The 19,434-nt window shown below is 69.6% G+C and carries 18 protein-coding genes, 2 pseudogenes and 1 riboswitch; of the genes and pseudogenes, 11 read left to right on the top strand and 9 right to left on the bottom strand.

The genetic code is table 11. From position 1 onward, the window contains the following. Positions 1-95: 95 nt before the first annotated feature. From AQJ64_RS11505 to AQJ64_RS11495, 3 genes are all read right to left on the bottom strand, one after another. The gene (locus tag AQJ64_RS11505) at positions 96-1,253 is read right to left on the bottom strand and encodes an ROK family transcriptional regulator (protein WP_055633890.1); all 1,158 of its coding nucleotides are present in this window, start codon (positions 1,251-1,253) and stop codon (positions 96-98) included. A 98-nt stretch (positions 1,254-1,351) separates the two neighbouring features. Next, positions 1,352-2,014 (bottom strand): response regulator transcription factor, encoded by a 663-nt coding sequence (locus AQJ64_RS11500; protein ID WP_055633891.1) that lies wholly within the window; start codon positions 2,012-2,014, stop codon positions 1,352-1,354. Positions 2,015-2,028: 14 nt separating this feature from the next. Beyond that, complete coding sequence (locus AQJ64_RS11495) at positions 2,029-3,183, bottom strand: sensor histidine kinase (RefSeq protein ID WP_055633892.1); 1,155 nt, start codon at positions 3,181-3,183, stop codon at positions 2,029-2,031. A 110-nt stretch (positions 3,184-3,293) separates the two neighbouring features. Here AQJ64_RS11495 and AQJ64_RS11490 point away from each other — a divergent pair, with 110 nt between their 5' ends. The 3 genes from AQJ64_RS11490 to AQJ64_RS11480 are packed head-to-tail and all read left to right on the top strand — an operon-like array spanning position 3,294 to position 5,383. Further along, on the top strand, positions 3,294-4,226 hold the full coding sequence (locus AQJ64_RS11490; RefSeq protein WP_055633901.1) for an ABC transporter ATP-binding protein: 933 nt from the start codon (positions 3,294-3,296) through the stop codon (positions 4,224-4,226). A 2-nt stretch (positions 4,227-4,228) separates the two neighbouring features. Next, the gene (locus AQJ64_RS11485) at positions 4,229-4,951 is read left to right on the top strand and encodes an ABC transporter permease (RefSeq protein WP_055633893.1); all 723 of its coding nucleotides are present in this window, start codon (positions 4,229-4,231) and stop codon (positions 4,949-4,951) included. Positions 4,952-5,008: 57 nt separating this feature from the next. Continuing rightward, a complete protein-coding gene (locus AQJ64_RS11480; RefSeq protein ID WP_055633894.1) occupies positions 5,009-5,383 on the top strand; it encodes a hypothetical protein in 375 nt (124 codons plus the stop codon). Positions 5,384-5,390: 7 nt separating this feature from the next. Here AQJ64_RS11480 and AQJ64_RS11475 read toward each other — a convergent pair. Then, positions 5,391-5,801: pseudogene (locus AQJ64_RS11475) on the bottom strand (mismatch-specific DNA-glycosylase); the annotation flags it as partial. Between the two features lie 67 nt (positions 5,802-5,868). On the opposite strand from AQJ64_RS11475, the gene AQJ64_RS11470 reads away from it, so the two are divergent. The 7 genes from AQJ64_RS11470 to AQJ64_RS11440 all read left to right on the top strand — a co-directional run bounded on the left by AQJ64_RS11470 (position 5,869) and on the right by AQJ64_RS11440 (position 14,598). Continuing rightward, positions 5,869-7,065, top strand: coding sequence for a tyrosine-type recombinase/integrase (locus AQJ64_RS11470; protein ID WP_055633895.1), 1,197 nt, complete (start codon positions 5,869-5,871; stop codon positions 7,063-7,065). 193 nt (positions 7,066-7,258) lie between these two features. Further along, on the top strand, positions 7,259-9,124 hold the full coding sequence (locus AQJ64_RS11465) for a site-specific integrase (protein WP_079061587.1): 1,866 nt from the start codon (positions 7,259-7,261) through the stop codon (positions 9,122-9,124). 116 nt (positions 9,125-9,240) lie between these two features. After that, the gene (locus tag AQJ64_RS50695) at positions 9,241-10,329 is read left to right on the top strand and encodes a phage integrase N-terminal SAM-like domain-containing protein (RefSeq protein WP_240512607.1); all 1,089 of its coding nucleotides are present in this window, start codon (positions 9,241-9,243) and stop codon (positions 10,327-10,329) included. Positions 10,330-10,360: 31 nt separating this feature from the next. Further along, entirely contained in the window at positions 10,361-10,906 is a 546-nt protein-coding gene (locus AQJ64_RS11455) for a helix-turn-helix domain-containing protein (protein ID WP_055633896.1), read from the top strand. A 394-nt stretch (positions 10,907-11,300) separates the two neighbouring features. Then, on the top strand, positions 11,301-11,645 hold the full coding sequence (locus AQJ64_RS11450) for a helix-turn-helix domain-containing protein (protein WP_055633898.1): 345 nt from the start codon (positions 11,301-11,303) through the stop codon (positions 11,643-11,645). Further along, on the top strand, positions 11,642-14,098 hold the full coding sequence (locus tag AQJ64_RS11445; RefSeq protein ID WP_059202596.1) for a site-specific integrase: 2,457 nt from the start codon (positions 11,642-11,644) through the stop codon (positions 14,096-14,098). Before AQJ64_RS11450 ends, AQJ64_RS11445 begins: the two co-directional genes overlap by 4 nt. Then, entirely contained in the window at positions 14,095-14,598 is a 504-nt protein-coding gene (locus AQJ64_RS11440) for a hypothetical protein (RefSeq protein WP_059202595.1), read from the top strand. The genes AQJ64_RS11445 and AQJ64_RS11440 overlap by 4 nt, the downstream gene beginning before the upstream one ends. Positions 14,599-14,670: 72 nt before the next feature. Here AQJ64_RS11440 and AQJ64_RS49605 read toward each other — a convergent pair whose 3' ends face one another. Next, on the bottom strand, positions 14,671-15,108 hold the full coding sequence (locus AQJ64_RS49605; protein WP_055636102.1) for a hypothetical protein: 438 nt from the start codon (positions 15,106-15,108) through the stop codon (positions 14,671-14,673). Positions 15,109-15,170: 62 nt separating this feature from the next. Continuing rightward, on the bottom strand, positions 15,171-16,037 hold the full coding sequence (locus AQJ64_RS11430; protein ID WP_055636101.1) for a bifunctional 5,10-methylenetetrahydrofolate dehydrogenase/5,10-methenyltetrahydrofolate cyclohydrolase: 867 nt from the start codon (positions 16,035-16,037) through the stop codon (positions 15,171-15,173). Between the two features lie 22 nt (positions 16,038-16,059). Further along, a riboswitch (ZMP/ZTP riboswitch) is annotated at positions 16,060-16,145 on the bottom strand. A 191-nt stretch (positions 16,146-16,336) separates the two neighbouring features. Here AQJ64_RS11430 and AQJ64_RS11425 point away from each other — a divergent pair. Next, entirely contained in the window at positions 16,337-16,543 is a 207-nt protein-coding gene (locus tag AQJ64_RS11425) for a hypothetical protein (protein WP_055636100.1), read from the top strand. Between the two features lie 118 nt (positions 16,544-16,661). Here AQJ64_RS11425 and AQJ64_RS11420 read toward each other — a convergent pair whose 3' ends face one another. From AQJ64_RS11420 to purB, 3 genes and pseudogenes are all read right to left on the bottom strand, one after another. After that, entirely contained in the window at positions 16,662-17,501 is an 840-nt protein-coding gene (locus tag AQJ64_RS11420; RefSeq protein WP_055636099.1) for a class I SAM-dependent methyltransferase, read from the bottom strand. Between the two features lie 281 nt (positions 17,502-17,782). Further along, positions 17,783-17,959, bottom strand: a pseudogene (locus AQJ64_RS50690) (uracil-DNA glycosylase family protein); the annotation flags it as partial. After that, a complete protein-coding gene (gene purB, locus AQJ64_RS11415; protein ID WP_055636098.1) occupies positions 17,956-19,398 on the bottom strand; it encodes an adenylosuccinate lyase in 1,443 nt (480 codons plus the stop codon). The pseudogene AQJ64_RS50690 and the gene purB, both read right to left, overlap by 4 nt. Positions 19,399-19,434: the final 36 nt, after the last annotated feature.

Here is a 19,434-nt window from a genome sequence, read left to right as displayed (position 1 = left end):
CCGCGCCCCGGAACTCCCTCCGGGGCGCGACGCGTTCCCCGGGTGACGTCCCGTCACCGAGGCGCCGGTGCGGTACGTTCCCGCCGGCGACGCCCTCACCTCCGGGCCGTCACCGTCCCCTCCACCGCGAACAGCTGCTCCTCGACATGGTCCAGCGCCAGCCGCAGCGCCCCCGTCGCCACCGCCGCCTCGCCCAGGATCGACAGCGCCACCCGCGGCGGCCGCAGACAGTAGCGCGCCAACTCCCGCCGCAGCGGCTCCAGTACGCCGTCGATCCCGGCCGCCCAGCCGCCGACGACGACCAGCTCCGGATCGAGGGCGAGCACCAGCGCCGCCACGTCGTGGACGAGCCGCTGGATGAACCGGTCCACGGCCGCCCGCGCCTGCTCGTCGCCCTCACGGGCCCGGGCGAACACCTTGGCCACCGCCTGCTCGTCCAGCGGATGCAGCGGCTCACCCGTCGTGGACAGCAGCGTCTCCGGGGTCACCTCCCGGCCCAGCAGATGCAGCGCCCCGATCTCCCCGGCCGCCCCGCCGTACCCCCGGTGCAGCCGCCCGCCGATCAGCGACCCGGCGCCCGGGCTCAGCCCGGCCAGCACGAACACGACGTCGTCGGACTCGGTGGCCGACCCCTTCCAGTGCTCGGCGACGGCCGCCGCGTTGGCGTCGTTCTCCACCAGCACCGGGCACTTGAAGGAACGGCTCAGCCGGTCGCCCAGCCGCAGTCCCGTCCACTCGGGCAGCGCCGTGCCCAGCCGCACGGTCCCGTCCGCCTCGACTATGCCGGGGGTGGCGACTCCGACCGCCCGCAGGGAGTCTCGCGGCACGCCCGCCCGGCGCAGCAGTTCGGCGACCGCGGTGCGCAGCCGCTCCAGCCGCTCGTCCGCGGACGCCGTCTCGTCGACGTCCTTGGCCTGCGAGCCCAGCAGCCGCCCGTCCAGGTCGGCCAGCAGCGCCGCCACCCGGTGCGGGCCGATCTCCAGGCCCAGCAGATGCCCGGCCTCCGCACGGAACCGGAACCGCCGCGCCGGCCGCCCCTGCCGCCGGGCGACACTCTCGTCGGCCGCCTTCTCCACGACGAGTCCCGCCCCGATGAGATCCTCGACGACCCCTTCGACGGTCGGCCGGGACAGCCCGGTCACCCGGGTGATCTCCGTGAGCGTCGCGCAGTCCGTGGCACGCAGCGCGTGCAGCACCACCGCGGAGTTGATCCTGCGCAAGAGCGAGGGATCCCCGCCGGTCAGCCGCCCCAACGTCCGTCCTCCAGCTCGTGCGCGTGTTGGGCGGATCGTACTCGGCGGGGACGATCCGGGCGAGGGCGGAATCCGTACGGACGCCGTCACACAGCGTCTCAACCGGGCGCCACGAAGCCCGACTCGTACGCCGTGATCACCGCCTGGACGCGGTCCCGCGCCCCCAGCTTCGCCAGCACCGCGCTCACGTGGGACTTCACCGTCTCCGTGCCCACCACCAGCTGTTCGGCGATCTCCGCGTTGGACAGCCCGCGGGTCATCAGCCGCAGCACCTCGGCCTCCCGCCCGGTCAGCCGGGCCCGCTCCAGGGTGTCCCGGGCCGCCCGGTCGCCGCCCGCCTCGCCGTACTCGGCGGCCAGCCGCCGCACCGACGCCGGGAACAGCAGCGACTCGCCCTCCGCGACCAGCCGCACCGCGTGCACGATCTCGGCGGGCCGGGCCCGCTTCAGCAGGAACCCGTCCGCGCCCGCCCGCAGCGCCTCGTACACGTACTCGTCGTTCTCGAAGGTCGTCACGACCAGGATCTTCGGCGGCCCGTCCACCGTCCGCAGCACCGCGCGGGTGGCCTCGATGCCGTCCATCAGCGGCATACGGACGTCCATGGCGACCACGTCGGGCCGCAGCCGCCGCACCAGCGGGATCACCGCGGCCCCGTCCGCCGCCTCGCCCACGACCTCGATGTCGCCCTGCGCCTCCAGCACGGCCCGCAGACCCGCACGGACCAGGGGTTCGTCGTCGACGAGGAGTACGGTCACCGCCATCCGGCCAGCGTAGATCAGCGCAGCGGCAGTTCCGCACGCACCTCCCAGTCGCCCGCGTCCGGCCCGGTCGAGGCGTGTCCCCCGAGCAGGGCCGCGCGCTCACGGATCCCGCGCAGCCCGCTGCCCCGGCCGGGGCCCGGTATGCCGGCCGCCAGCGGATTGCGCACCTCCAGACGCAGGGTGTCCTCCGCGACGCCCACGCGGACCCTGACCGGGACGGCTCCCGCGTGCCGCAGCACGTTGGTCAGCGCCTCCTGAAGGATCCGGTAGCCCTCCCGGGACACCGGCCCCGGCACGGTGTCCAGCGGGCCGCTCAGCTCGGCGTCGAGCTGCGCTCCGGACATCCGCGCGGACTCCAGGAGCCGGTCGGCCTCGGCGAGCGTGGGCCTGGCGCTCACCGGACGCTCCGCCTCACGCAGCACCCCGAGCACCCGCTCCAGATCCGCGAGCGCCGACCGCCCCGTGTCCTCGATCGCCGCCAGCGCCCGGTCGGTGAACTCCGCGTCGCCGGCCGCCCGCGCCGCGCCCGCCTGCACCACCGCCACCGTCAGCGCGTGCCCGATGGAGTCGTGCAGTTCCCGCGCGATACGGGTGCGCTCCAGCAACTGCTCGGTCCGTTCCTCCAGAGCGGCGAGCCGTTCGGCGGCCGAGGGACCGAGGAGGGCCCGGGCGGCCGCGGTGACCAGCCGGCCGAGGCCGACCACCACGCCGTACAGCACGAAGAGGGGCAGGGGAGCGAGGAGCGCCCACGCCCAGTGGCCGGGGGCGTCCCGCACGAGGGGGATGCCACCGCCCGGGTGACCGAGGGCGGCGCGGATCAGCTCGTAGCACAGGACGGGCAGCCAGACGCAGGCGAACATCGTCAACGCGCCCAGCAGCATGCGCAGTTCGAGCCACAGCACCGTGCGCAGCCGGTCGCGCCAGGTCGCGGACGGGGCCACCGAGAAGCCGGAGCCGGCCTCGCCGGGCAGGAGCAGCAGCCGGGCCTGCACGCCCTCGCCCCTGCGCACGCCCGGGATCAGCCCGACCGGGACGAGGACCAGCGCCGGCACCCACGGCCGGGACGGGTCGATGAACATCCAGAAGCTCACGACCAGCATCGGCACCCACAGGTGCAGCAGTCGTGTGTACGTCGTCCCCCGCAGCAGCGGGCACGGCAAGCGGCCCATGCGGACAAGCCTGCCAGGCCCCACCGACAACGGACCTCCCCCGAGCGGGGGAGACGCTCTCCCCGGCCGGGGGAGGCCCGGCACCCCGGTCGGCGGCCAGAGTCGTGGCCATGACCAGCATCGACGTCCACGACCTCACCAAGGAGTACGGCTCCCGGCGCGCCGTCGACCGGCTCAGCTTCCAGGTCCTGCCCGGCCGGGTCACGGGCTTCCTCGGCCCCAACGGCGCCGGCAAGTCCACCACCCTGCGCCTCCTCCTCGGCCTCGACCGGCCGACCTCCGGCACCGCCACCGTCGGCGGCCGCCCCTACGTCACCCTCGCGGACCCCCTGCGCCGGGTGGGCGCCCTGCTCGACCCACAGGCCGCGCACGGCTCCCGCACCGGCCGTGACCACCTCCTCGCGCTCGCGGTGAGCAACCGCATCGCCGCCGACCGGGTGGACGAGGTCCTGGCGGAGACCGGCCTCGCCCCGGCCGCCCGCCGACGGGTGAGGACGTACTCCCTCGGCATGCGCCAGCGCCTCGGCATCGCCGCCGCCCTGCTCGGCGACCCCGAGGTGGTCCTGCTCGACGAACCGTCCAACGGCCTCGACCCCGAAGGCATCGTCTGGATCCGCGGACTGCTGCGCGCACTGGCCGCCGAGGGCCGCACCGTGCTGGTCTCCAGCCACCTCATGAACGAGACCGCCTCCTTCGCCGACCACCTCGTCGTCCTCGGCCGGGGCCGCCTGCTGGCCGACACCCCGATGCGGGACTTCATCGACGCGCGTGTGCACCCCCGCGTCCGCATCCGTACGACGGATCCCGCCGCCCTGCGGACCGCACTCGCCCGGCACGGCCACGAGGCCGTGGAACACCCCGAGGGGCACTGGACCGTGTCCCACGCGCGCGTGGACGACATCGGCCCGCTGGTCTCCGCGGCCGGAGTCCCCCTGCTCGAACTGACCACGGAGGAAGGCACGCTGGAGCAGGCCTACCTCGACCTCACCGCCGCCGACGCGGAGTTCGCGGCCCCGCAGCACCTTCGGCACCAGGAGGCCTGACCGTGCGCACCTCGTCCTTCACGCCCGCACTCCACACCGAATGGATCAAGACGCGTACGCTCCGGTCGCAGATCGGCGCCCTCTGCGCGATTCCGCTCACCACCGTCGCGTTCTCCGCACTGGCCGCGTCGGGCACCGACGGCACGGACTCGGACCCGCTCTTCTCCGCCTTCTTCGGCGTGAGCTTCGGGCAGATCGCGGCCATCGCCTTCGGCACGACCGCCGTCTCCGGCGAGTTCCGGAACGGTGCCCTGCGGGTGTCGCTGGCCTCGGTGCCCCACCGGGGCCGCTGGTTCGCCGCCAAGCTGGCGGTGGTCGCCCTGCCGGTGCTCGTCGTCGCACTGGCGACCGGCCTGGTGACGGCGGCGCTGGGCGGCGCTCTGCCACCCTCCGGTCCGAGCCCGGCGCAGGGGCTGCGGGGTGCCCTGGGCTGTGCCGTCTACCTGACGCTCATGGCCCTGCTCGCCGCCGGTCTCACGACCGTCCTGCGCAGTGGCGTGGCCACGCTGAGCATCCTGATCCCGTTTCTCCTCATCGTGTCCTTCGTCCTGGGTGACCTGTCCGGCAACCCGGCGGACTTCCTGCCCGACCGGGCCGGTCAAGTGGTGCTCCACAGCACGTGGGACGGCGCCCTGGGCCCCTGGACGGGGCTCGCCGTGGCCGCGCTCTGGGCGGTGGCGGCACTCCTCGCGGGGGCCTGGCGATTGCACCGCCGGGACGCCTGAGCGCACCGGTCCGCTGACGGGCCGCCAATTGTCAGTGGCGGCGGGTTTACTGGATCCATGGACATCGAGAGGCTGCTCGCCGGCCCCGGCGACCGCACCGCCGCCTTAGCGACCAGTCATGGTCTCAGGGCGGCGGACGCCGCGGTGCGGGGCGCGGAGGCGGGGCGGTTCCACGAGGAGAGGGAGGACCTGGCCGGGAGACTGACGCGGAGATGGGGCGAGCCCGAGCACCTCGGCCTGCAGACGGTACGGCTGCGGACCGCGACCGAGGAGATACCCGAGCCCTGGGCCGAACTGAGCCTGCGCGTCGCGGACGTGTACCTCTGGCAGGCCGCGGACCACGGCCGCTGGATCGCCCTGGGCGTGGCCGACCTCGACCCGGACGACGAGATAGAACTCCTCCTCGTCGTCACCGAAACCGACCCGCCCTGACCGCAGCTCAGTCCTGCGCCGCTCGGTCCTGCGCCGCTCGGTCCTGCGCCGCCACCCGCAGCCGGGCGAACTCCTCCGCCATCGTCGCCGCGGTCCAGTGGGCGTTGAGTCCGCTGGGATTCGGCAGCACCCACACCCGTGTCTGCCCGATCACCCGCTCCTGCGGCCCCACCGAGGCCTTCCGGTCCTCGAAGGCGGCCCGGTAGGCCGTCACACCGACCACCGCCAGCCAGCGGGGCGTCAGCCGGGTCACCTTCTCCGTCAGCAGCCGCCCGCCCTCGCGGTACTCCTCGGCGCTCAGCTCGTCCGCCCGCGCGGTCGCCCGCGCCACGACGTTCGTGATGCCGAGGCCGTACGCCGGCAGCTCCGCCTGCTCCGCCGGTTTCATCAGCCTCGGTGTGAACCCGGACAGGTGCACAGTTATCTGCACTACGTCTCGTCGTTGGTCTCGGTGTCGGTACCTGAGATCAACAAGGAGAGGGCAAGTGGACCTGCGACATGAACTGATGGAGGGGCGAGCGGACGTCCCCCGTGTCGGGACTGTAGTTCGGGCGAGGAGGGTGCACCCTCCGTACATCGTGCTCAACGGGTACGACGACGAGATCGAACCGGCCACGGCGTACCTGAGGGACTTGGCCCTGCAGGACAGCAGCCCGCTGACGGTCCGCAGCTACGGGTACGGGCTGCTGCGCTGGTTCCGCTTGCTGTGGCTGCTCGGGGTCGGTTGGGAGAGGGCGACCGAGGCCGAGACCGCGGTGCTGGCCGGGTGGCTGCGGACAGCGCCGAACCCTCAACGACAGCGCAAGTCGGCTGGTGGCCCGGTCCCGGGCTCGGTGAACCTGCGCACCGGGAAGCCGGTCCTGCGTGCCGGCTACGCGCCACGGACCATCAACCACGCACTGTCGGTGGTGAGCGGGTTCTACGAATTCCACGCTCACCAGGGCAACGGGCCGGTCACCAACCCGGTCCCTGTCTCCCCGCAGCGGCGCCGCGCTCTGGCCCATCGCAGCCCGCTGGAGGCGAGGCCGGTGCTGGGCCGGGCACGGCTGCGCCAGAAGGTGGCAGACCGGCCGCCGAGGTCGATCCCCGATCGTCTGTGGGACGAGCTGTTCGAGCGCATGGGATGCGAGCGCGACCGCGCCCTGCTGGAGTTCTACGTCTCCAGTGGGGCCCGCGCGGAGGAATTGCTCGGCGTCGGCATCGGTGACCTGGACTGGGCTGGCCAGCGCGTCTACGTGATCTCGAAGGGGTCGCGGGAGCGTCAGCCTGTTCCGGCCTCGCCGCAGGCGTTCGTGCGGTTGGCCCGCTACCTTGACGAGGTCGGCACCCCGCCCGCGGACGAGCCCTTGTGGCGGGCTCGCCGAGGGGCAGACCGGCCCTTGTCCTACTGGGCGATGCGGCGCATCATGCAGCGCGCCAACGAGGTGCTGGGAACCAACTGGACGCTTCACGACCTACGGCACACCGCCGCGAGCCGTATGGCCAACGGTGGCAAGCTCACGCTGCCCGAGGTGCAGGCCATCCTGCGGCACACCAACATCCAGACCACCAGTCGCTATCTGGCGGTGCGCGTCGAGGAGCTTTTCGACAAGCTCACCGAGCACTACAACACTCCGCGCGTCGAACGGAGCTACCCCACCGACTACAACGCCGACGACATCGCGGCGGTGTTCGGTGCCTAAATCCCGACTCAGCACCACCACGGGGGCCAGCCGACGGCACGGCCCGGTTACCGAAGGTCTCGACTTCGCCAGCCGATTCGTTGGGGGAGCCATCACGCCCGAACCAGCCGTCGCCGCAGCCCCGCCCCGCCCGCATGGGGATCTCTCCACAGCCTCCGTCGCTCACATCGCCCGGCTCGCCGCCACGGTCTGGATGGACGCGGACAAGCTGACCCGAAACCAGCGAGCACAGGCCGCCCAGTGTGTCCTGGAGTACATGCGAGATTTTCCCGGTCAGACATGGCAGGAACGGTGGGACGCCAGTCCGATCGGACAAGGACTCGTCGCCGCGAACACGCTCGGAACCCGACGCTCCACCGGTTTGGCCATCACTCCCGGGGTCCGGGCGCTCTACTGCCTGCGCGTCATCCAGCCGACTCTCCTTACCTTTCGGCGCAACGTGTTGCACAACTTCGCGCCGATGTTCGTCATGGCCCAAGGCGACCCGCTCCTCGACAAGTACGCCGCGCAGGTTCAAGCGCAGCCGATGCGGCACATCCACCGTCGAGAGGCAATGTCCGAGCTGTGCACCCTCCTTGCGGTTCAGGGAGTCTCTCTGAGCGACGTGACGGCGCAGGCGGTGCTGCACTTCACTCAGGAGAACCGCCGGGCCCGCAGTGTCCTACAGCCGGGGAACAAGGTGGCCAACCGGCTGGTCGGCCAGGGGATGTGGAACGTCCTGCATGCCATGGGGCACTTCCCGCCCGCGACGCCTCCCACGCTCCGGGCCGCTCTGATGCGGGGCCAACGCACCGTGGAGGAGATGGTCGCCCAGTACCCCATCCGCAATCAGGCGGTGCGGGCTCTGCTGATCGACTACTTCACGCGTCGCCGGGCCGACACCGACTACTCCACGCTGAAGAACCTCGTCCTGCTGATCGCCCATCACTTCTGGGAGAAGATCGAGCGCGTCAACCCCACCCAGGCTGATCTGCGGATCTCCCCCGAGCACTACGCGACCTGGCGCCGGATGATCACCGTCAAGGACAACGGCAAGCCCCGTGCCGGCCAGGACAGCATCGTCATCGCGGTTCGAAGCTTCTACTTCGACCTGCACACCTGGGCCGCCGAGGAACCGGAACGCTGGGCAGCGTGGGTTGCCCCTTGCCCTGTTCCACCCAGCGAACTCCACGGCCTCGGGACTCGCCGACGCCGGATCAACGAACGCTCAGCCAACCGCACCCGTCAGCGCCAGCCCCTGCTGCCCGTCCTAGTCGAGCATGTGGAGACGCGCTACGACCGCGCCCGCCTGCTGCTGGAACGGGCCAACAAGGCAGTGGACGGCGAGGTCTTCACCCATGACGGGACCGACTACCGCCGCGTCATCACCGAAGCCGACCGCAAGCTCCTCCGCCACGGTGACGCGGTCCCAACTCGCATCATCGAAGAGCCCAGCGGCCAGATCATCCACATCGGAACCGAGGAAGAAACAGCCTTCTGGGAGTGGGCCGCGGTCGAGACCCTGAGGCACTCCGGAGTACGGGTAGAAGAACTCATTGAGCTCACCCATCTCAGCGTTCGGCAGTACCAGCGGGCAAACGGGGAGGTCATCGCATTGCTGGTGATCGCCCCGTCGAAGACCGACCGCGAACGCGTGATTCCGATGTCCGCCGAACTCTTCCGCGTCATCGCGTCCATCATCCGCCGGCACACCCGCGCAGGCCGTCCGATCCCCCTCGTCAGTCGGTACGACCCGCACGACAAGGAGTGGAGCGCCCCCATGCCGTTCCTCTTCCAACGGCAGAATGGCACCACGCCCGCCGTGTTCTGCACGGGCACCATCCAGGAGATGATCAGTCGGCGCGGGCAGGCCCTTTCCGAAACCCATCCCGGCTTTCGCGGATTGAAGTTCACCCCGCATGACTTCCGAAGGATCTTCGCCACCGAACTCGTCAACAGCGGCCTGCCGATCCACATTGGAGCGGCCCTGTTGGGTCACCTCAACATCCAGACCACCCGTGGTTACGTCGACCCTCGGGAATTGCATCAGACGGGTGAGAAGTCGCAGGTCGCGAGCTGAGCGCGACAGCCTCATGGACTCCAACGCTACTACGAACTGGCCTTCTGAACAGGCATGTTGCCGAGATGATCCCGTCTGATGCATGATCTGCCCTCCAGAAGGGATGGTCTGGAGTGGTGCATCAGCAGAAGGTGGGCTTGGCCGGGGCAGCTCACATGGAGCTCGTGTCCGGGGTGGTCCAACTGCGTCCGGAGGACGCGATGTTCGACGCGATGCTGCGGGGCTGGCGGGCCCAGCAGAAGTCGCGAGGACTGAAGGACGAGACGATCGACCCGCGGGAACGGCTGGTCCGCCGGTTCCTCGAGTTCGCGAACGAGTACCCGTGGCAGTGGTCGCCGGCGCACATGGACGAGTGGTCGGCCTCGCTGACCAGCGAGAAGCATCTGGCGCCGTCGACGATCCGCAGCTACCAGGGCGATGTCCGGCTGTTCAGCGAGTTCCTCATCGACGGCCGCTACGGCTGGGGCGCCGCCTGTCAGGAAGCCTTCGGCACCCACCCGGTGGCGATCTGCCACGAGTGGAACACCCTCCCTCACCTGCAGGACTACGAGGGCGACCCGGAGGCCAGGCCATTCACCCGCGAGGAACTGCAGCGGTTCCTCGACTACGCCGACGACCAAGTCGACCGCGCCGTGAAGTCCAAGCGCAAAGGCGCCCTCGCCGCCTACCGCGACGCCACCCTCTTCAAGGTCATCTACGGGTGGGGGCTGTGGCCCTCCGCCGCTCAGCAGCACGACCCCGGGCCACGGGCCGTTGCCGCGTGGAACGGTAACGGTGCCGGCCACGGCGAGAGCACCGGATCCGACCGTGACGTCGTGCTCCTCGAAGGCGTCCGGATCCGCATAGGGAGGCGGCGCCCAAGGATCGGAGGCAGGAGGCGCGAGGCGCAGTCCGTTCAGCAGGCCGGCGGAGTCGACCGACATGACAGCGGTGAACTGTCCCCGCTCGCAGGCCACGGGGATGCTGACGCGGATCAGGTCCGGCAGCAGGGGTTCGCTCGACGGTTCGCCGAGGTCCGTGACCGGACCGGTTCCCGCGATTTCTGCGAGCCAGGCCGCCTGGAGCGCCTCGGCGGTCAGCACAGCACGCAAGGGCGGGGCGAAAAGCGCCGCGATCTCCGCGAAATGGCCGTCACGCGCCCACTCGACCACCAGTACGGCGGTCTCCTCCACAGTCTGCATACCGTAACCTTTCTCAAATTTTGAGAAAGGTAGCACACGTGAGAAAGTTCAGGTCATGGACACCTTGGGACTCTTGGCGCACCCCATCCGCCTCCGTGTGGTCCACGCGCTGCGGGGCGGGCGGGTCCTCACCACCGGACAGTTGTGTTCCCTGATCCCGGATGCGTCCAAGGCCACGGTCTACCGGCACGTCGACCTGCTCGCCGCCGGTGGCATCCTCGATGTCGCTGGCGAGCGGCGGGTGCGGGGTGCAGTCGAACGCCGTTACCAGCTACGACAGGATCACGCGGGCATCGACGCGGAAACCGCGCGTGCGCTCACCGCGCAGGACCACGAGCGGGCATTCGCTGCCGCCGCTGCCGCCCTGGTCGCGGAGTTCGGCGCTTATCTGGACCGCGACGGCAGTGATCCTGTGGACGACCTCGTCGGCTACCGGCAACATGCGATCTGGCTCAGCAGGGACGAGCTCGTGGGGCTGATCGGCGCGATGCAATCGGCCATCGCCCCCCTCCTCGCCAACGAATCCACGCCGGAACGGGCCCGCTACCTCCTCAGCCCGATCCTGTTCCCAACCGAACAGCAAGAAAATCCTCCGTCCTGACCGGATCGACGCCTCGCCCCGCCCAGCACAACGCGGCGGCGGCCTCCCCCTCGCGAGCAACTCGCCCGTGCGCTCGGCGAACGACGCGCCACGACGACTCGCACAAACCCACCACGGGCAGGAGCAGGCAATCCCAGGTCGGTAACGATCGGTCCGTGCTGAAAGGACTTCCAGTGCCCGCACCCGCTACGTCACGGACAAACACCGCGACACAAAAGCTCAGGTCAACAGCCTTCCGAGCAAGCAAACTCAAGATAATCCAGCAGCAGGTCGGCCACGAGTGCGACAGCTCCCTGGCCATCTACACGCACGTCAGCGACGACTTCATGAACACTTCCCTGCACAAGGCACTGGCCCCGGCGTTCGCCGGAGCCTGATGAGGAGGGATCCGGCGATGGCCGCCAAGCTCGACTACCACTGGCACCTGCGCAAAGTCATGGCAGACCGCGGGATGTTCTCCACGACCGACCTCCTCCCTCCGCTCGCCGAACGCGGCATCACGCTGTCCACGAGCCAGGTCTACCGGCTCGTCGTCGAGCGACCGGAGCGACTCAGCCTGAAGATCCTCATGGCCCTGCTGGACATCCTGGACTGCACGATGGACGACCTCATCGAGCCGATCGCCACGGCCGGGGCGGCGAAGAAGCCCAAGAAGGCTGTGGCAGGCGGCACGGCCGTCTCCGAAGGCGTCGGGGAATTGCGGCCAAGGCGGGCTCGGATCACCGGAGTTGACCGGTGACCGCGCCTACCCTTGACGAGGAGGTTCTCGTCGATCCGGTCGGCGTGATCGTGCGGCTGGTCGGCAACGTCGAGAGACACCTGGACGCCGACCGCATCCGCGGCATTGTCTGCAACCTCGTACGCACACGCGCTGGCCGCCGCAACCTCGCCCAGGCCCTGCACGAAGACCCCTCGCTGCTGCGGACCGGCAAGCCGCCCGCGCCGTTCCGCGTTGCCAAGCTGTTGATGGCCCTGCATGAAGCGGGCGCCCAGGACACGGCCATGCCTCACTGCGGCGAGTGCGGACGCCCCCGCCCCTACGTCGGCAGCCGCTCGGGCGGACGGTGGGGATGCTCACCCTGTTTCGACACACCCGCCGTCTGCGCGGGCTGCCACCAGCGGCGGCGAGTCGTCAGCCGCGACCGCCACGGTCAGCCCCGATGCGCCAAGTGCCCCGACACCGACGGCGATCCGCTCAAGGAGCTCGCCCAGCTGATCACCGGACTCGACCCCGCACTCGACGCGGGCACGATCCGGACCGCTCTTGAGCGGGCCACGAAGCGGCCCGCCGGGCAGCGGCGACTCGCCTGGGCCGTGCTCGACCGTCCCGAACTGCTGACCGGCGCCGGGCACGAGGCTCCCACCCCGGCGATGCTGCGGTTCATCGGCGAACTCGTCGCCGGCGGCGCCACTACGGTCACCAGGCCAGCCTGCCCGCGCTGCCACGGGGTGAAGGCGCTGTCGAAGCTCCTGGACGGCCAGCGGATCTGCCGGGCCTGCTTTGCCAGGCACGCGGCCGTCTCTTGCGCACGCTGCGGCGCCGTCCGCGAACCCGCCACCCGAGATGCCGCCGGTCAGCCGCTGTGTCCCAACTGCCTCATCCGTGACCCTGTCAACCTGGAAGTCTGCGTCGGCTGCGGTCGCCGCCAGCCGGTCGCGGTCCGGCTCGTCGACGGCGCCCGCTGCCCCAGCTGCAGGCCGAAGGAGATCAGGGAGTGCGGGCACTGCGGCCGCACCGCCCCTTGCGAACTCTCCCGGGCCACCGGACAGCCCTGGTGCGACCGCTGCCAGCAGCGATGGGTGACCTGCAGCGGCTGCAGCACCGTTTCCCAGGCCCGCGGCGGCACCTGGGAAGAACCGCTGTGCGCGAAGTGCACTAACCCCGACTCCGGCTTCTGGGCCCGCTGCCCCGTCTGCGTGATCACCTGGCAGCTCAGCCCTCGTCCCTGCCAGCGATGCATCCTCGACCAGAAGATCCGCGACCTCCTCGGCGACAGCACCGGGACCATCGGGCCCGAACTTGCACCCTTCCACGCGGCATTGACGAGTGCCGAGCGTCCCGACGTCGCCTTGGCCTGGATCTCCCGAGAAAGGGCCCGGGACCTGCTGGAACGCATAGGGCGCGACGAACGTCCCGTCACCCACGAGGTCCTCGACGAACTTCCTCCGGGCAAGGTGCTGGCTCACCTTCGCAGCGTCCTCGTCGCCACGGGCACCCTGCCACCGCGCGACGAACGGCTCGTCGCCCTCGAGAAATGGATCACCGAAACGGTCCAGGTTCACACGGACCCCGCAGAACGCCGGATCCTGCACGGCTACGCGGTCTGGCACCACCTGCGCCGACTCCGCCGCCGCATCGGTGACCAGCACACCACCCAGCTCCAGGACATGAACGTGCGCTGCCACGTCACCGCAGCCGACAACTTCCTCACCTGGCTCGCCGCCGAGGGACTCACCCTGGGCACCTGCACACAAGCCGACCTCGAACGCTGGATGACCGACCCCGCCTTCACCTACCGCGACGAGACCGGCCACTTCGTCCGCTGGTCCGTACAGCACCGCCATGCCCACGGACTGACCTATGGCACCGTTCGCTGGACCGGCCCGCAGGGCACCATCGACAGCGAGAAATGCTGGGCCGACGCACGCCGCCTCCTCAACGACGACGCACTGCCCACTGCGGATCGCGCCGCCGGGCTGCTACTGATCCTCTACGCACAGAAGATCGCTACCATCAGCCAACTCACCGTCGACGATGTCGACATCACCGGCGAGACCGTTGCGATCTCCTTCGGAACCTCGCCCGTCATCCTCCCGATGCCGCTGGCCGCCCTGGTCCGCGAGCTCGTCGCGACCCGACGCGGCAAGGCCAAGATCGGCACTCCGGACGACGTCCCATGGCTCTTCCCCGGCGGACAGCCAGGCCGGCCTCTCAGCGACAGCCAGATCGGTCAGCGGCTGCACAAGATCGGCATTCGGCCCCAACAGGACCGGTCCACCGCCCTGTTCACCCTCGCCGCCGAGCTCCCCGCCGCGATCCTCGCCCGGATGCTCGGCGTCCACATCCAAGTCGCCGTCCAGTGGCAAAAGGCGTCCGGCGGCGACTGGGCCGCCTATGCCGCCGACGTTAGTCAACGCGCCAGCCAGCAGACCGCTCCGCCCGCCGACAACAGAAAGCAGCACTCCCGATGACCGCCTCGAACCTCTCCGCAGACTGGCTCACCGCCTGGCAGCAGGAGATCACCGCCGCGCTCGAGACGACGCTTTGCACCTTCGAGGACACCTTCGGCTATCCGCCAGGCGACAACGAGGTGCTCCTGGCCGATGAGGAGAGCCGAGCCGCGGCGGCACGGCTCAAGGAGGTCGTGGACATGCCCCAAGGGCTGATCAGCCTCTATGCCACGATCGCCGAGCTCTCGCTACCTGATATCGACCACGGATACTTCGTGCACACACCTGCTCAGGTACTCAACGACATCACCCAGTACGGTCCCGTCCGCGTCACCGATCACGCCACTGGCGTCGTGTTCGGCAGTGACGGCGGAGGCATCCTGTTCGCCCTCGATGGTGACGGAAGGGTCCACCGGTCCACCACGCCGTCCTGGTTCGACGACTTCGAGATGTCCGCACCAACCCTGATCCGCTTCCTCGAACAGCTTCACCAAGCCGTCACGGACTTCGCGAGCCGCTGAGAGCCCTCATCCATGCCCATAGGTCCCCGCATGGGCGGGGCATTCGGACAGTTCCAATACCCGACTCCACCATTAGCGGTCTTCGACGAGGATGTCGTCCGCCACTACCAGGAGCACCTGCACCACCGCCGCCAGATTCGGCCCGAGGGTGAGTACCGCGACACGACGGATCAGGAATGGGGAGAGTTCGAGGAGCACTTCGACCGCCGCAAGGTCGAACTCGGCTCCTGTGGACGCCCTTACGGCACCCCCTGCCAGCACGAACACGCCTGCATCCGCTGTCCGATGCTCCACATCAACCCGAAGATGCTCGACCGACTCGAAGAACTCGAATCCGACCTTCTTGCCCGCCTCCGGCGCGCCGAGGACGAGAACTGGCTTGGTGAGGTCGAAGGCATCAACCTCACGCTCACCTTCCTCCGCTCCAAGCGCGACGAGACGCAACGTCGAGCCCAGCGACCACTTGTCGATCTTGGCATCCCCACACCCCGCCGTCCGAAGGAGTCGCAATGACCTTCGCCAGGCGGATGTCTCACTGGGTACTTGCCACGGAATTGTCGGCGGCGCCCAGGTCAGTGGTGCTGGATTCCGAGCTGGTTTGCGGCAGCGTTCACGGTCTGTGCGAGCAGGACGGCGATGGTCATCGGCCCGACGCCGCCGGGCACCGGAGTGATCAGACGGGCGCGGGTGAGGGCGGTGTCAAAGTCCACGTCGCCGACGTTGCCCGGGTTGTATCCGGCATCGATCACCACCGCGCCGGGCTTGATGTCCTCACCCCGGATCAGTCGGGGTCGTCCCACGGCCGCTACCACGACATCCGCTTCCTGGATGATTCTCGACAAGTCCGCCGTCCGCGAGTGGCAGTACGTCACCGTTGCGTCCTTGGCGAGCAGGAGCATGCCCACCGGCTTGCCGAGGATCGCGCTGCGGCCCACCACGACGGCGTGCTTGCCGGCGAGGTCGACGTCGTATGCCTCCAGCAGGCGCATGATCCCGCCCGGTGTGCAGGACACGAAGCCCGGCAGGCCAAAGCTCATGGCGGCGAAGGAATGCATCGTGACCCCGTCCACATCCTTCTCTGGGGCGATGGCCTCGAACGCCGCGCGCTCGTCGATGTGCGGACCGCAAGGATGCTGGAGCAGGATGCCGTGCACCTTCGGATCGCCGGACAATCCGGCCAGCGTGTCGATCAGCTCAGCGGCCGTGGTAGTGGCAGGCAGACCGATGTGCCGAGACTTTATGCCTGCCTTCGCGCACCGCGCCCGCTTCATACGGACGTACGTGACCGACGCGGGGTCCTCTCCCACCAGTACCGTCGCCAGGCAGGGGGCAGCGCCCGTGCGCTGCGAAATCTCCGCCGCCTTGACGGCAGCCTCTTTGACGAGGCGCTTGGCAAGGCTGGTGCCGTCCATGAGCTGGACCGTCTGAGTCGCGGACATGATTGTCCTCCAGGCGTTGCTGACCACTCGCCCAGGCGCACGGCAACGACATCTCGTCAGACCGCTCCCCGGTGGTACTCCACCTCAGCGCCAGTCACGGCCCACACCGCACTGTAGTCGACGCACCTTGCCCATACCGATCAGCACTCTTGGCCAGGACGCGACTTGCCAGGGCTCGGCGGTCAACGACCATCTCGCCACCCCTGATCCCATCCCATCCATCTCGGAGGCGCTTTGACAAGTCACATACCTCCCTTCACTCATGAGAGTGAAGCGCAGAGAAGCATGTCAACCCGAAGATGCTGCCCCGCCTCGCGGAGCTGGAGACCGACCTCCTCGACCGCCGAGCACGCGCCGAAGCTGAAGGCTGGGCCGGTGACATCGAAGGCATCGACCTCACCCTCTCCTTCCTCCGTGCCAAGCGCGACGAAACGCAACGCCGAGACCAGCGGCTGCCCGTCGACCTCGGGATCCCAAAACCTCGCAGGGGGAGGGAGAACCCGTGAAACTCCATCACCTGTGGCCAGCAGGCAGTACGCCTCCTGAGCGGAGCCATCACAGACTGGACCTTTCGCCCCTCGTGCTCTGTGGCCAACGGAGGGTCCCACGGCGTGCCAAACGGCGTCACCGCCGACGCGACACCGCCAACTCGATGAGATACCGCCTGGTCACCCGACCGCCGTACCGCCCGTCGATCAGGCCTGCAATACACCCCAGCCGGCCGCTCCTGGCAGTTTCTGAAAGAGCACGGTGACCGGAGTAGGTCTGAAGCAACCTCAGATACTCCGACGTGGTGTACGTAAGGTCCCGTTCGTAACGGCGGAAGACCGTGGGACCAAACGCACCGCTCTGCACGACCTCCTGGGCGTGGTCCGAGCCGTCGATGTCGGCGGCTTCCGGAGTCCGAAACCCAGGTGGTGTGTCCGGATCGAACCGCTCATAGCAGCGCTGGACCTCGACGAAGAACTCCTCGGTACCACCCCTCACATGCTGGGTCCGCACCACGGCGAGCGCCCCGCCCGGACGCAGCGCCTCGGCAGCCTTCGCCATTCGAACCGCCGGGTCGATCCAGTGGAAAGCGGTCGCGGCGAAGACCACATCGAACGACTCCTCCGGAAGAGGCCAGCTCTCGAAGTCCGCCGTAACGATCTCCACCCCCGCAGCCCCGTTCAGGTTACGGCGGGCGACTGCGGCCATACTCGGTCCTGCCTCGACGGCCGTGATCCGACAGCCGCGTCCGGCCAGCGGCACCGTGGCCTGCCCGGTCCCGCAGCCGATCTCCAGTACTCGGCTACCCGGGCAGGCACCGGCGAACTCCGCAAGGTCGTCATACAGCTCCGACGGGTAGCCGGGCCTGGTCTGGTCGTACAACTCCGCATCTTCATCGAACGTCTGGCTCAGGCGCACTCGCCGGGATTCCTCAGGCCGGTCGTCACGCTTCGCGTGCGTGGTGTTGTCGGGCATGCGGAGCAGGCTAGGCGATGCCCGTCCGCGCATGAGCGGAAATAACGGCTTCAACTGCCCGGGGCATGGGCCACACCGTCTCGCCCCAGCAGCACGACAACGCCTGGGCAAGCCAGCACACGCGCATCCAGCAGACGTTTCCCGCAGCCGACGTGGAAGTGGACATCCCCAGCACCAGCCGCCTCCCCCCTTGCAGCAACCCATGAGCCGATCCGTCAGAAATGGAGCCTTGCCATGCCCACCACATACCTCATCACCCATTCGAGTGAAGTGCAGAGAAGCAGCACCGGCCAGAAGCGGTTGCCGGGACGGGCGAAGTGATGACCGGTCGCGGCGGTCGTCAGCCCCGGGTTGATACCGCAGAACAGCACACGCAGACCGCCCGCGACGACGTCCGGTACGAGACGGTCGCGGGCGGCCTCCAGTTCCGCCTGGGTGAAGCGGGGCGAGGGTGTCAGAGGATCGCCCCGGGGGTGTAACCGGCCGCCTCCGGCCGCTGCTTCACGATCTCCTCGATCCGGCCGACGACCGTGGCCACCTGCGCGGCCGCAGCGCCCGTGAAGGACAGCTTGTCGGCCATCAGGGCGTCCAGCTGGGCGCGGTCGAGCGGAAGGCGCTCGTCGGCGGCCAGCTTGTCCAGCAGTTCGTTGCGCTCGGCGCCCTGCTCGCGCATCGCGAGGGCGGAGGCGACGGCGTTCTCCTTGATCGCCTCGTGCGCGAGCTCACGGCCCACGCCCGCGCGCACCGCGCCCATCAGCACCTTGGTGGTGGCGAGGAACGGCAGGTAGCGGTCCAGCTCCCGGGCCACGACCGCCGGGAAGGCGCCGAACTCGTCGAGCACCGTCAGGAACGTCTCCAGCAGACCGTCCAGCGCGAAGAACGCGTCCGGCAGGGCCACCCGGCGCACCACCGAGCAGGACACGTCGCCCTCGTTCCACTGGTCGCCCGCCAGCTCACCGGTCATCGACGCGTAACCGCGCAGGATGACCATCAGGCCGTTGACGCGCTCGCAGGAGCGGGTGTTCATCTTGTGCGGCATCGCCGAGGAGCCGACCTGGCCGGGCTTGAAGCCCTCGGTCACCAGCTCGTGGCCCGCCATCAGCCGGATCGTCTTGGCGAGCGAGGAGGGGGCGGCGGCGAGCTGGACCAGCGCGGTCACGACCTCGTAGTCCAGCGAGCGCGGGTAGACCTGGCCCACGGAGGTGAAGGCCTGCGAGAAGCCCAGGTGGCCGGCGATCCGGTCCTCCAGCTCGGCCAGCTTGCCCGCGTCACCGCCCAGCAGGTCCAGCATGTCCTGCGCCGTCCCGACGGGGCCCTTGATACCGCGCAGCGGGTAGCGGCCGAGCAGCTCCTCGACCCGGCCGTACGCCACGAGCAGCTCGTCGGCGGCCGTCGCGAAGCGCTTGCCGAGGGTGGTGGCCTGCGCGGCCACGTTGTGCGAGCGGCCCGCCATGACCAGCTCGCCGTACTCGCCGGCCAGCTTGCCCAGGCGCGCCAGCACCGCCACCGTACGGTCGCGGATCAGCTCCAGCGAGAGGCGGATCTGGAGCTGCTCGACGTTCTCCGTGAGGTCGCGGGACGTCATGCCCTTGTGGACCTGCTCATGCCCGGCGAGGTCGTTGAACTCCTCGATCCGCGCCTTCACGTCGTGCCGCGTGACCTTCTCGCGGTCGGCGATGGAGGCCAGGTCGACGGTGTCCAGGACACGCTCGTAGTCGGAGATCGCCGCGTCCGGCACCTCGATCCCGAGGTCCTTCTGGGCCCGCAGCACGGCGAGCCAGAGCTGACGCTCCAGCTTCACCTTCTGCTCGGGCGACCAGAGCGTGGCGAGCTCGGCGGAGGCGTACCGTCCGGCGAGGACGTTCGGGATGCGGGGCTTGGCGGGCGCAGAAGTCACGTGTACGGATTCTACTGGCGATTCGCGCAGGCCAGC

It is taken from the genome of Streptomyces griseoruber, from assembly GCF_001514205.1.
Lineage (GTDB): Bacteria > Actinomycetota > Actinomycetes > Streptomycetales > Streptomycetaceae > Streptomyces > Streptomyces griseoruber.
This window is presented reverse-complemented; position numbering and strand designations above follow the sequence as displayed.

Coding starts and splice junctions, on each gene's coding strand:
- AQJ64_RS11425 (WP_055636100.1), top strand. CDS start 16,337: ATGCTGCCCCGCCTCGCGGAGCTGGAGACCGACCTCCTCGACCGCCGA.
- AQJ64_RS11455 (WP_055633896.1), top strand. CDS start 10,361: ATGGACACCTTGGGACTCTTGGCGCACCCCATCCGCCTCCGTGTGGTC.
- AQJ64_RS11430 (WP_055636101.1), bottom strand. CDS start 16,037: ATGTCCGCGACTCAGACGGTCCAGCTCATGGACGGCACCAGCCTTGCC.
- AQJ64_RS11440 (WP_059202595.1), top strand. CDS start 14,095: ATGACCGCCTCGAACCTCTCCGCAGACTGGCTCACCGCCTGGCAGCAG.
- AQJ64_RS11420 (WP_055636099.1), bottom strand. CDS start 17,501: ATGCCCGACAACACCACGCACGCGAAGCGTGACGACCGGCCTGAGGAA.
- AQJ64_RS11480 (WP_055633894.1), top strand. CDS start 5,009: ATGGACATCGAGAGGCTGCTCGCCGGCCCCGGCGACCGCACCGCCGCC.
- AQJ64_RS11490 (WP_055633901.1), top strand. CDS start 3,294: ATGACCAGCATCGACGTCCACGACCTCACCAAGGAGTACGGCTCCCGG.
- AQJ64_RS11500 (WP_055633891.1), bottom strand. CDS start 2,014: ATGGCGGTGACCGTACTCCTCGTCGACGACGAACCCCTGGTCCGTGCG.
- AQJ64_RS11465 (WP_079061587.1), top strand. CDS start 7,259: ATGGACGCGGACAAGCTGACCCGAAACCAGCGAGCACAGGCCGCCCAG.
- AQJ64_RS11450 (WP_055633898.1), top strand. CDS start 11,301: ATGGCCGCCAAGCTCGACTACCACTGGCACCTGCGCAAAGTCATGGCA.
- AQJ64_RS11495 (WP_055633892.1), bottom strand. CDS start 3,183: ATGGGCCGCTTGCCGTGCCCGCTGCTGCGGGGGACGACGTACACACGA.